10 protein-coding genes are annotated in these 12,206 nt (G+C 66.0%); 4 read left to right on the top strand and 6 right to left on the bottom strand.

From position 1 onward, the window contains the following. Positions 1 to 27: 27 nt before the first annotated feature. Together ACOOHP_RS09610 and ACOOHP_RS09605 are read left to right on the top strand one after the other, a co-directional pair. The gene (locus ACOOHP_RS09610) at positions 28 to 1,056 is read left to right on the top strand and encodes a DUF58 domain-containing protein (protein WP_420466222.1); all 1,029 of its coding nucleotides are present in this window, start codon (positions 28 to 30) and stop codon (positions 1,054 to 1,056) included. After that, positions 1,053 to 3,017 carry a transglutaminase TgpA family protein gene (locus ACOOHP_RS09605; RefSeq protein ID WP_420466221.1) on the top strand — a complete coding sequence of 655 codons (1,965 nt, stop codon included), beginning with the start codon at positions 1,053 to 1,055 and terminating at the stop codon, positions 3,015 to 3,017. Before ACOOHP_RS09610 ends, ACOOHP_RS09605 begins: the two co-directional genes overlap by 4 nt. On the opposite strand, the gene ACOOHP_RS09600 is transcribed toward ACOOHP_RS09605, so the two are convergent. From ACOOHP_RS09600 to leuA, 5 genes are all read right to left on the bottom strand, one after another. Beyond that, positions 2,992 to 4,245, bottom strand: a complete 1,254-nt coding sequence (locus ACOOHP_RS09600) for an MFS transporter (protein WP_420466220.1) — start codon at positions 4,243 to 4,245, stop codon at positions 2,992 to 2,994. The two genes, ACOOHP_RS09605 and ACOOHP_RS09600, sit on opposite strands and share 26 nt — an antisense overlap. 81 nt (positions 4,246 to 4,326) lie before the next feature. Then, positions 4,327 to 4,794, bottom strand: coding sequence for a ribosomal protein S18-alanine N-acetyltransferase (rimI, locus tag ACOOHP_RS09595; RefSeq protein ID WP_420466219.1), 468 nt, complete (start codon positions 4,792 to 4,794; stop codon positions 4,327 to 4,329). Between the two features lie 8 nt (positions 4,795 to 4,802). After that, positions 4,803 to 5,651 carry a uracil-DNA glycosylase gene (locus tag ACOOHP_RS09590; protein ID WP_420466218.1) on the bottom strand — a complete coding sequence of 283 codons (849 nt, stop codon included), beginning with the start codon at positions 5,649 to 5,651 and terminating at the stop codon, positions 4,803 to 4,805. A 72-nt stretch (positions 5,652 to 5,723) separates the two neighbouring features. Continuing rightward, positions 5,724 to 6,266: a GNAT family N-acetyltransferase gene (locus ACOOHP_RS09585; RefSeq protein ID WP_420466217.1), complete on the bottom strand. Its 543-nt coding sequence runs from the start codon at positions 6,264 to 6,266 to the stop codon at positions 5,724 to 5,726. A 43-nt stretch (positions 6,267 to 6,309) separates the two neighbouring features. Further along, entirely contained in the window at positions 6,310 to 8,013 is a 1,704-nt protein-coding gene (gene leuA, locus ACOOHP_RS09580; protein ID WP_420466968.1) for a 2-isopropylmalate synthase, read from the bottom strand. 495 nt (positions 8,014 to 8,508) lie between these two features. Here leuA and ACOOHP_RS09575 point away from each other — a divergent pair, with 495 nt between their 5' ends. Continuing rightward, positions 8,509 to 10,095 carry a serine/threonine protein kinase gene (locus ACOOHP_RS09575; RefSeq protein ID WP_420466216.1) on the top strand — a complete coding sequence of 529 codons (1,587 nt, stop codon included), beginning with the start codon at positions 8,509 to 8,511 and terminating at the stop codon, positions 10,093 to 10,095. A gap of 103 nt (positions 10,096 to 10,198) precedes the next feature. After that, positions 10,199 to 11,353, top strand: a complete 1,155-nt coding sequence (locus ACOOHP_RS09570; protein ID WP_420466215.1) for a formylglycine-generating enzyme family protein — start codon at positions 10,199 to 10,201, stop codon at positions 11,351 to 11,353. Between the two features lie 82 nt (positions 11,354 to 11,435). Here the strand turns inward: ACOOHP_RS09570 and pssA are convergent, their stop codons facing one another. Then, positions 11,436 to 12,206, bottom strand: coding sequence for a CDP-diacylglycerol--serine O-phosphatidyltransferase (gene pssA, locus ACOOHP_RS09565; RefSeq protein ID WP_420466214.1), 771 nt, complete (start codon positions 12,204 to 12,206; stop codon positions 11,436 to 11,438).

The following is a 12,206-nucleotide window of genomic DNA, read 5'->3' as shown; positions in this document are numbered from 1 at the left end:
ATCGGTTCAGCAGAAGGTCCAGCTACGATGAGCACCGCGTCGCCACGCCTGACGCCCGACGCCTCACGCCTCACGGCGCTTCCTGCGCATCCCCTGCGTTGGGCGCGCGCGCGCATCGACGCCTGGGTGCTGGGCCGCGTGCGCAAGCAGGCGGGTCCGGTAGAGGTGGCGCGCAATCGCGTCTACATCGTGCCGACGCGTTTCGGATGGGGCTTTGCGCTGATGCTGCTGGTGATGCTGCTCGGCGCGATGAACTATTCCAACAGCATGGCGTTTGCACTCACCTTTCTGCTCGGTGGTCTGGGCCTGGTGTGCATGCATCACACCCACGCCAACCTGGTGCATGTGCTGTTGCGCATCGGCCGTGCCCGGCCGGTGTATGCCGGCGAGGCGGCACACTTCGAGTGGCTGATCGACAATCCCGCTGCGCATCCACGCTACGCGCTGGCTTGCGCCTGGTCGCGCGCTGCGCCGCAAGGCGTGGCAGTGGATGTGCCCGCGCACAGCTTTGCCGGCTGCACTCTGAGCGTCGAGACGACGCGGCGTGGCTGGCTGGAGGTCGGTATCGTCGAGATCAGCACCGAATTTCCGCTGGGGTTGTTTCACGCCTGGACCTGGGTGCATCTGGACGCGCGCTGCCTGGTGTTTCCGCAGCCCGGCGCCGCGGGTGTGCCACCGCCGCTGCCCCCCGGAGAGGCCGGCGCGTCCGGTCAATCCCGTAGCGGCCAGGATGAGTTTTCCGGCCTGCGCAACTACCAGCGCGGCGATGCACTGCGCAGCATCCACTGGAAGAGCCTGCCCAAGACCGCGGTGCCGATGGTCAAGCAGTTCAGCGAGAGCGTGGCGCACTCGGTGTGGCTGGACTGGAACCTGACCCCGGGACACGGCACCGAGGAAAAGCTGTCGCGCCTATGCCGCTGGGTACTGGATGCGGATGCCGAGGGACGTTTCTACGGTTTGGATCTGCCGGGCATCCGGATCGCCCCAGGCCAGGGCGAATCGCATCGCTTCGAGTGCCTGAAGGCGCTGGCGCTGTTCGATCGAGCACCGGCATGACCGACTACCTGCCCCATCGCTCGCTGCTGCGTCTGCTCGCGGTGCTGGTGCTGGTGACGGCGCCGCACGCCCTGCACCTGCCCTGGTGGGAAAGTCTGGCGGTCGCCGGTCTGCTCGCCTGGCGTGCGCTGGCCTCGGCGCGGCAATGGGCGCTGCCGCCGCGATGGCTCAAGCTGGTTCTGGCGACCGCTGCATTCGCCGCGGTGTACGCCGCCTACGGGCGCGTCACCGGGCAGAACGCCGGCATCGCGCTGCTGGTGCTGATGCTGTCGCTCAAGCTCACCGAGATGCGTTCGCGCCGCGACGTGATGGTGGTGGTGTTCCTGATGTACTTCCTGCTGGTGACGCACTTTCTGTATTCGCAGGAGCTGTGGACCGTGCTGTACCTGTTTGCCAGCAGCGTGGCGATCACCGCGGTGCTGATCGACGCCCATCATCCCGGCGAGCCACTGCCGCTGCGGCAGTCCCTGCGTATGGGTGGGCGCATGATCCTGCAGTCGCTGCCGCTGATGCTGCTGTTCTTCGTGTTGTTCCCGCGCATTCCCGGCCCCTTGTGGGGCCTGCCCAGCGATGCCGGGCCGACGCGCTCGGGCTTGTCGGACTCGATGTCTCCGGGCGACATCTCGCAACTCATTCTGTCGGACGAAGTGGCCTTCCGCGTGCGCTTCGAAGGCCCGCCGCCACCGCCGCAGAACCTGTACTGGCGCGGCCCGGTGTTCACCGGATTCAATGGCCGCACCTGGACCGCATCTTCGGTCGATCTCTCCGGCCGGACTTCGGCCTCGATCGAACGTCTGGGCGGCGAAGTGCGCTACGAGCTGACCCTGGAGCCGATGCGCAGTCGCTGGCTGCTGGCGCTGGACATGCCGGATACGCGTGTGCTGCCGGAACGCGCGCGGCTGGACCGTAACGGGTCGCTGGTGATGGACCGTCCGCTCATCGAACGGCGCTTGATCCGCGGGGTGTCGTACACGCGCTACCGGCTGGACGCGCAACTGGGCGACGTCGCGCGCGCGCAGGACACGCGCTTTCCGCCCTGGTCCAATCCGCGTGCGCAGGCATTGGCGACGCAGTGGCGGGCACAGGGTCTGGACGACGCCGGAGTGATCGATGCCGCGTTGCGCCTGTTTCGCGAGCAGGCATTCATCTACACCCTGGAGCCGCCGACCTTGGGGCGCCATTCGGTCGACGAATTCCTGTTCGACACGCGGCGCGGCTTCTGTGAGCACTACACCAGCGCCTTCGTACTGCTGATGCGCGCAGCCGCCGTGCCGGCGCGCGTGGTGACCGGCTATCAGGGCATGGAGGCCAACGCTTTCAGCGATTATCACGTCGTTCGTCAGTCCGATGCCCATGCCTGGGCCGAGGTTTGGCTGCAGGATCGCGGCTGGGTGCGCGTCGATCCCACCGCGGCGGTGGCGCCGGAGCGTATCGAGCGCGGCATGCGCGAAACCCTGCGAGCGGCGCAGGGGCTGCCCGGATTCTTCTCCAGCTACGGCAACTGGCGCGAGCAGCTGCAGGACAGCTGGGACATGGTCAACGCCTACTGGAACGGTTGGGTGCTGGGGTACGGCCCGGAGGTGCAGCAACTGTTCCTGTCCTTCTTCGGCCTGGAGAACGTTCGCAACATGATTCTGGCGCTGACAGTGGGCGTGACCGCAGTACTCGCCTGGATCGGATTGGCGAGCCTGCGGCGGGCGCAGGCACCGGCGGTCACCGAGCGCGCGCTGTTGTTGTGGCGGCGTGCCACCGGTCGTCTGCGAAGCTTGGGTTTCCAACAGCGGCCGGACGAAGGTCCGCGCGATTTCGTGCAGCGGGTGAGCCAGCGCGAGCCGGTACTGACGTCGCCGTTGGAGCAGATCCTGGACGCCTATCTGCGCCTGCGTTATGCCGGTGAGCAGGACCCCACGCTGGAGCGAAAGATCGTCGCTGCGATCAAGCGGCTGCGACGCCCGTCCTGAGACTGGCCGGTTCCTGCACCCGCGACAGCAGGAATGCGCCAGCGATGAAAAAGAAGATCAGCATGAACAAGGCCAAGCGCGGTTCGCCCGTCAGCGCGGCGGTCACACCGACCACCAGCGGCCCCAGTACCGCGGCGAACTTGCCCAGCATGTTGTAGAAGCCGAAGAACTGCCCGGCCGATTCCTGCGGGATGAGCTGCGAGAAATAGCTGCGCGACAGCGACTGCACGCCGCCCTGCACCAGACCGACCACTGCCGCCAACAGGTAGAAATGGGTTTCCGTCTGCATCAGCCAGGCCGATGCGGTCAGCGCGGTGTACACGGCGAGCGCCAGATAGATGCCGCGCCGAGCGCCGAAACGCTGGCCGATCCAGCCGAACGCGAGCGCCGCAGGAAAGCTGACGAACTGCACGATCAGGATCGCCTTGATCAGCGAGTCCGAGGCGAAGCCCAGCTTCATGCCGAAATCCACCGCCATCTGCGCGACTGTGCCCACGGCGTCGATGTAAAGCCAGTACGCGAGCAGGAACATCAGCACCGGCTTGAGGCCCAGGATGCGCTTGAGCGTGATCAGCAACTCCTGCCAGCCCATCGCCTGACCGGCCGCGGTGGCAGGTGGCTCCGGTACGTTGCGGAACAACGGCAGCGCGAACAGCAGCCACCAGACTGCAACGCTGACGAAGGCCCATTTGACCGCAGTGGCCTGATCGGTGATGCCGAACACTTGCGGTTTGAGCACCATCGCCACGTTGAGCAGGAACAGGATGCCGCCGCCCAGATAGCCCAGGCTGTAACCCAGCGCCGAAACGCGATCGCGCTGGTCGCGGTTTGCCACCTGCACCAGCAAGGCATCGTAAAATCCGAGTCCGCCGAAGAATCCGACGGCGGCCAGCGAGAACAGCGCGATCGCCAGCCCCCAGTTGCCTTCGCCGACAAAGAACAGCGCGGCGGTCGCACCCACGCCGAGCAACGTGAATATCGCCAGGAAGCGCTTCTTCCAGCCGCGCCGGTCGGCGATCACCCCCAGCGTCGGCGCCAGCAGCATCACCACCAATGCCGAGGCGGAATTGCCGAACGCGCCCAGATAGAACGTGCTCATGCCGGGATCGACGCCGACCGCGTAATAGCTGTTGAACAGCACCGGGAACAGGCCTACCAGCACCGTGGTGGCAAACGCCGAATTGGCCCAGTCGTAGCAGGCCCAGGAGAACTGCGTGCGGTTGATCATTCGGGGGTGCTCATGAAAACCCTTGCCACGGATTCCACGGACGAACACGGATAGACCGGTGCCCTGCCCACGGCTTGAGTGTCATTCCAGATCCAGGGCCAGCACGTAGGCATCCTCGCGTTGCTCGTGCCCCGGATAGTAGCCGCGGCGGGTGCCGATATGGCGAAAGCCGGCCGCCTGGTACAGGCGGATCGCCGCTTTGTTGGACCGTCGCACCTCCAGCAGCATGATGGTACTGTGCGCTGCGCGCGCGATCTGAATCAGGTGCGCGAGCAGGAAACGACCCAGACCCTGGCGCCGGATCATCGGGTCCACGGCCAGATTCAGAATGTGCGCCTCGCCCACGGCCATGCTCATCACCGCGTAGCCGCGCATGACCGCACTGCGATCGCCAACCACCCAGCCCGCATAGCCGGCCTTGATACAGTCGCGGAAAATCCCCTCGGTCCAGGGAAACGGGTAGGCACGGTGTTCCAGTTCCATCACTTGCGGCAGATGGCTCTCGTGCAGGGGCGACAACCGCCACGGTATCTGGGGTAGCGCGCTCATGATCGGTCTCAGCGCGCGTGATCGCGCAGGTAGCGCCAGACCTTCTTCAGGTCTTCCCAGGATTTGGCTTTCTCGCGGGGGCTGCGCAGCAGATAAGCGGGGTGATAGGTGATGAACAACGGTGTCTGCGTATCTCCGTATCGATGCAGCGGTCCCCGCAGCTTTGACAGCGGCTGGTCGGTGGCCAGCAGACGCTGTGCCGCGACCCGCCCCAACGCCACGATCAGGCGCGGTTGCAGCAGACGGATCTGCTGCTCCAGGTAGGGGCGGCAGGCCTCCACTTCGGAGCTCTCGGGGTCGCGATTGCCAGGCGGGCGACACTTCACGACGTTGGCGATGAAGGTGTCGTTGCGGCGCGAACGGCCGATCGCCGCGAGCATCTCGTCCAACAGCTTGCCGGCGCGGCCGACGAAGGGCTCGCCCTGGGCGTCCTCGTCAGCGCCAGGGCCTTCGCCGACGATCATCAGCGGTGCGTCCTGCGGCCCGACGCCGAATACCGTCTGCGTGCGGGTAGCGCACAGCTTGCAGGCCTGGCAATCGCTGACCGCCGCGCGCAGGCCGTCCCAGTCCTGCGGAACCTCTCGGGGTAATGCGACGGCGGCCGGCGAGACGGGAATGTCGTCAGCTCGCTGACGGGGGCGAGGTGCTCTGGGCATGGCGGGTGTCGCCTGGATTGCTTCGGACTCGGAAGCGGGTTCGAGCGGAGCGACCGGAGCCACGCCGTCCGGCGCCCCTGCCGCGGAGATCGAGACACCGACTTCGATTGCTGCATCGGCGTGACTCGTGGCCGCCGCGCGCGGCACCCAGCAGTCGATGCCGATGGCCTTGAGATAGTGCTTGCGCCGCGCAGAATCCACGTCGTCAGAATAAGGAAGTTGAAGGAAAGCGACTGGACGATAGCACGCTGTTATCGCCCAAGATCGCGCAACTCAGGCCGCCTGCCAGCCGTCTTCGCCGACTTCGCGCCGCTGCCGGGGCATGCGGAATTTGCGCTTGTCCGGATTTGCCGACTGCGCCTCCGGGATGAATCCCAAACGCAACAAGGTGCGTTGCGAAGCCAGGTTGTGCAGATCGGTGCTGGCGCGGATTTCCTCCAGGTGCAGGTGCTCGAATCCATAGCTCACCAGCGCCGCGGCCATTTCGCGCGCGTAGCCCTGCAACCAGCGCGACTCGTCGACGCCGTAGAGCAATTCCAGCTCGTGGGCCTCGCGGAACAACCAGTACCCGCAGAAACCGACCAGCGTCTGCCGCTCGTCGAGGGCCACCCACAAGCCGCAGCCACGTTCCTCGAACAGATACGCGCTCTGCATGGCCAGGTCGCGAGTCTGTTCGAGCCCCAACACGTGACCGTCCCACAGGAAGCGCCGCACGGTGGGAGCCGACCACAGGCGGTGCAGCGCGTCGACATCTTCGACCTGCAGCGGACGCAGCCTCAATCGGGCCGTGAACAGCTCGGACGGTCGGGGCTCCACCGTCGTCGATGGAGCCCCGGCCTGCAGGTCGCGGGCGCGTCGCCTAGGCCACTGCACGGGCCTGCCCGATCGCCTTGTCTTGCGAACGCGCGTTGCGATTGAGGCCCGACAGGATGGCCTTGAGCGAGGCGGTCACGATGTTGGAGTCGATGCCCACGCCAAACAGAGGCCGCTCGTCGCCGACCTTGAGTTCGATATACGTCACCGCCTTGGCGTCGGCCCCCTTGGAGATGGCGTGTTCGTGGTAATCGGCCACCGCGAAGCGCTCGCCGGTCAATCGCGACACCGCATTGACGAAGGCGTCGATAGGGCCGTTGCCCTTGCCACTGAGTTTGCGCGGCTGGCTGCGCCATACGATCTCGGCGGTCAGCTCCACCTCGTCGCGGGTGGAATCCTCCACCAGGAAGTGCGCGACGTAGCCGAACGGCTGCGTCTCTTTCAGATATTCGGAGGAGAAGATGTTCCAGATATCGGCGGCTGTCACTTCCTTGCCGGTGGTGTCGGTGACCTCCTGCACCACCTGACTGAACTCGATCTGCAGACGGCGCGGCATGCTGAGCCCGTACTCCGCCTCCAGCAGATAGGAGATGCCGCCTTTGCCGGACTGCGAGTTCACGCGAATCACCGCCTCGTAGGAGCGGCCGAGATCGAGCGGATCGATCGGCAGGTAAGGCATCTCCCAGATGTCGTCGGGTTTGCGTGCGGAAAACGCTTTTTTGATTGCGTCCTGATGGGAACCGGAGAACGAGGTGAACACCAGATCGCCGACGTACGGGTGGCGCGGGTGCACCGGCAACTGGTTGCAGAACTCGACCGCACGGCGCACCTCGTCGATGTCCGAAAAATCCAGGCCCGGATGCACCCCCTGCGAGTACATGTTGAGCGCCAGGTTCACCACGTCGACGTTGCCGGTGCGCTCGCCATTGCCGAACAGGCAGCCCTCGACGCGATCGCAGCCGGCCATCATCGCGAACTCGGCGGCGGCAGTGCCGGTACCGCGATCGTTGTGCGGATGGGCGGACAGCACGATCGCTTCGCGCCGCTGCAGGTTGCGGTGCATCCATTCGATCATGTCGGCAAAGATGTTCGGCGTGGAATGTTCGATGGTTGCCGGCAGGTTGATGATGCAGGGCCGCTCTGCCGTCGGCTGCCACACCTCGGTCACCGCATCGACGCAGTCGCGCGAGAACTCCAGCTCCGCGCCGGAGAACATCTCGGGCGAGTACTGGAATACCCAGTCGGTCCCCTCCTGCCCCGCCGCAAGTTCCTTGACGATCCTGGCGTGCTCGACCGCGAGCTGCGCGATGACCTCGGCCTGGGACAGCTTGAACACCACCCGGCGCATCACCGGCGCCACCGCGTTGTAATAGTGGACGATCGCCCGGCGCGCGCCCTTGAGCGACTCGAAGGTGCGCACGATCAATGGCTCGCGGGCCTGGGTGAGCACCTGGATGGTCACGTCGTCCGGGATGCGGTTTTCCTCGATCAGGCAGCGCACGAAATCGAAATCGGTCTGGCTCGCGGACGGGAATCCGACCTCGATCTCCTTGAAGCCGATCCGGCACAGCATCTCGAACATGCGCAGCTTGCGCGTTCGGTCCATGGGTTCGATCAGCGCCTGGTTGCCGTCGCGCAGATCCACGCTGCACCAGATCGGCGGGCGCGTGATGATCCGGTCGGGCCAGGTGCGGTCTTTGAGCGCGATGGGCGCAAAGGCACGGTACTTGGAGGCGGGGTTTTCGAGCATGCTCATGACGGATTCCTTGCCGGATCGGCGCCGGCGCGGGGACCGGCGTTACGGGCGCGCATTGTCGCGCAGCTGGCCGGTGATGGCTTGAATGGGTTGCTGGAGGATTTGCACGGTGTATGGCCCCGTGCGGCCGCGATCGTTAGGTGCCCCTCAGGGCAGCAGAAGCAGCAGCGCACGCACCGGCATGCGGACCGCGTCGGCGGCAGCAGCGTGGGTGGCGGTGGTGCGTCGGATCGTCATGGAGCGCGCAATTTAGCCGAGCGTCCGGAGCTTGCCAAGTCGGCCGAGGCCTCGCGCGTCGCGCCATCCGCTCGGCTGGCCGGCGATGCAATCCGGAAAAATGGCGGTGCGAACGGCCTGCGCGTGATGTCGGCGGGGTTTGAGAAGCCGGTCACAGCGACGAGCCATGGATAACGACGCCGACGTGGCGGCGGCGACGCAGTTTCCTTACGCTAGCGATATTGGTTCCCCGGTCCCCGCACGGTTTGCATGATGAATCCCGCTTTGCCACTTGCCGAAGGTACGCGTCTCGAAAATTTCGAGATCCGCCGTCAGCTGGGGCGCGGTGGTTTCGGCGTGACCTACCTGGCCACGGAGTTTGCCCCCACGGCGTCCGGCAGCAGCGAACCGTCGATATTGCGCGAGGTCGCGATCAAGGAATTCTTTCCCCAGGGGATCGCCTGGCGCGGTGACAATTCGCGCGTCATCCCGACCCAGGACGATGGATCGGAGAACGCTTTCACCGGCGCCATGAAGGCCTTTCTGCGCGAAGCCCAGGCCATCGCGCGACTGGATCACCCGGCCATCGTACGCATTTACCGTGTGTTCCAGAGCAATGGCACGGCCTACTTCGTGATGCCCTATCTGCAGGGCAAGTCCCTGCGCGATGTGCTGAAAGTGCGTGGCCGGCTGAGCCAGAAGGAAATCGAGAAGTACATCCTGCCGGTGCTGGACGGTCTGGAAGAGGCACATCGCGTCGGCATGGTCCATCGCGACATCAAGCCCGACAACATCATGATCCGCGAGGGCACCCTGCGACCGGTGCTGATCGATTTCGGCGCCGCGCGCGTCAGCGCGGCCAATGAAGCCAACCAGTACACGCGGATGTCCGAACTGGTGGCCTACACGCCCGGTTATGCGCCGATCGAACAGTACGCGCGCGCCGCCCAGGAAAACCGCCACGATCCGCATACCGATCTCTACGCGTTCTGCGCCACGCTCTACCACTGCGTGACGGGCAAGGCGCCGCCGGAATCCTCGCTGCGGGCGATCGAATCCCACAGCGGCCGGCTCGATCCGATGGAGCCGGCGCTGACGCCGGAGCGCGAGACCGCTTACAGCGCAGCCCTGCTGGCCGGCATCGACTGGGGCCTGGAGATCGCCGCAATCAACCGCCCGCAAACGGTGGCGGCACTGCGCGACTGTCTGCTGGGCGTCAAGCCGGCTCCGCCGCGCAGCACCATGACGGTATCCAAGCCGTCCGTCGTCATCGATGACGATGCCACGGTGGTGATTGATCGCAGCGGTCGTGGTTTGCGCGAAGACGCACCGGCAGAGACCTCGGCGCCCGCTCCGGTGCCGCCGCCGGCACCTCCGTCGGGACCGTCGGAGCGTCGCTCGCTGGTAAAGCCTGGGCTGATCGTTGGGGCCTTGCTGTTGATTGCTGCAGCCATCGGCGGCGTCCTGTTGCTGAATTCGGGGGGCACCGAACAGGCAGTGGTGGAAGAACAAGCCACGCAGGCGGTGCGTGACCTCGAAGCCGAAGTCGGTGCCTTGTTGCAGCGGGCCGAGGCGGCGTTCGCGGCAGAGGATGGCCCGGCCAGCGCGCTGCTGACCGCCAGCACCACCGTCGATGCCGGTCGCGCCGCGTTAGCCGACGGTAATCTGGAAGCCGCGCAGTCCTGGTTCGAGCAGGGCCGGACGCAGATCAGGCAGGTGACGGTGACGTTCCTGGAAAAGCAGCGCGACGCGCATCTGTCGGCCGCCGAGATCAACATGCAAGCCGGCGACGTGTCGGCAGCGGAGCGCGCCCTGGCTCGCGGCGACGACGTCGTCGATCTGCTCAAGGGTTTTCAGTAACTCCGGCTTCCGCATCACGGGCCGGACGCCCCGTCACGATTTTTCGCTTCGTCCGGCTTACCATCTATCGCCTTCGGATTTCGGGGCGCAATTGGGAGTAGGCATGTTCGGGACAAGGGCACAGGCGGCCGGTACGGTCGCTGGACTGATCCTCGCGGTGTGCTGGAGCGCAGCGATCACCGGTGCCGCCTGGGCGCAAGCAGACGGCCAGCTGACCCCGGAAGAGCGACGTCAGAAACTCGAGCTGATGATTCAGGAGGCCAAGGAGAAGGCCGAGGCCGAACGACAGGCGGCGCAAGGCAATGCCGCTGCCGAAGCCGAGGCGCGCAAACGGGCCGCCGCCCGGGCCGCCGCAGAGCGCAGAAAAGCCGCTGACGAGGCCACCGCAGCGCTGCGCGCGGCGCAGGCCGAAGCTGCGGAAAAAGCCGCTGCCGAGCGGGCGGCGCTGGAGGCCAGTCTTGCCCCGTTCGGGCTGTTTCGCGATTGTCCGGAGTGCCCGGAGATGGTCCGGATTCCTGCCGGCTCGTTCAGCATGGGCGATTTGAGTACGCAGGCCGGTGCAGCCGCACTGCCCGGTCGGGTGTTTCAGGCGTTGCGCGGCGCCCTGGGCGGCGCCGACTCCAAAAATGACGAAGGCCCGGTGCGCACGGTGAAAGTGGCCAGTTTTGCGGTGGGCAAATACGAGGTGACCTTCGCGCAGTGGGATGCCTGCGTGGCAGGCGGCGGCTGCAGCAACTACAAGCCCGCCGACCACGGCTGGGGGCGCGACCGGCTGCCCGTGATCAACGTGAGTTGGAACCAGGCCCAGCAGTACGTCCTGTGGCTAAGCAACCTCACCGGCAAGCGCTACCGGCTGCTGAGCGAGGCGGAGTGGGAGTTCGTGGCGCGCGCGGGCACCAAGGCCAAGTACAGCTTCGGCGACAGCGTGAACTGCAATCAGGCCCACTACGGGCACGCCGACGGTACCTGCGGCACCCGCCAGAAGACCCTGCCCGTGGGCAGCTTTGCCGCCAATCCCTGGGGTCTGCACGACTTGCACGGCAATGTCTGGGAGTGGGTGGAAGACTGCCGCAATGCCAGTTACGCCGATGCGCCCGCGGACGCCCGCGCCAGAACCAGCGGGGACTGCGAGCGTCGCATGTATCGCGGCGGCGGCTGGAGCAGCAGCCCGGACTGGCTGCGGTCGGCGTTCCGGGGCAGCGACACGGCCTCGGCCCGCTACTACGATCTGGGACTGCGACTGGCACGCAGCGACTGAGTGACCAAGTGATGGGGATGCCGGTGAAGTGAGGTCCCGTTGCCGCCGTCGTCGAAGAAACCCACGACAGCGTACCGGGCACTTACTCCTCGGGAGAGGTCGCCGGGCGCTGGAACCGCCGTGCCAGTGCCATCACCGGTCCTGACAGCGCGTAGACCAGAAACACCAGAAACAGAATACGCGGCGGATCGATCATCACCAGCACCAGCACGCCGACCACGGCCGCGAACGGCACGAATCGCAGGCGACCGCCAAGGTCGAGCTTCTTGAAGCTGTTGTAACGCACGCTCGAAACCATCAGCAGTCCGGCGGCCAGCGTCAGCGGCGCCGCCAGCCACAGCACGTCCTGCCCGGCATAGCCGGCGTTGTGCGCAGCCCATACGAAGAACGTCACCAGTCCGGCTGCGGCAGGGCTGGGCAGCCCGAAGAAGTCCTTGCTGCCGCCTGCGATATTGGTCAGCACGTTGAAGCGTGCCAGCCGCAGCGCGGCACAGGCGGTATAGGTAAAAGCGACCACCCAGCCCAGGCGCCCGCCCAGCCAGCGGTACTCGGACAGGTATTCCAGGCTGAACGAAAACATCACCAGACTGGCCGCGACGCCGAAGGCCACCATGTCGCACAGGGAGTCGTACTCCTTGCCGAAGTCGGTGGCGGTATTGGTCATCCGTGCGATTCGCCCGTCCAGGGCGTCGGCGATCATCGCGGCCAGGATGCCGAGCGCCGCGTTGTCGAAACGGCCCGACATGGCCATGACCACGGCGTAGAAGCCGCCGAACAGAGTGACGGTGGTAAACAGATTGGGCAGCAGGTAGATGCCCTTGCGGCGTGGCGGCAACGCCGACGGTTCGTCCAT

The sequence above is a fragment of the Panacagrimonas sp. genome, from assembly GCF_965216805.1.
Classification (GTDB): Bacteria; Pseudomonadota; Gammaproteobacteria; order Nevskiales; family Nevskiaceae; genus Panacagrimonas.
This window is presented reverse-complemented; position numbering and strand designations above follow the sequence as displayed.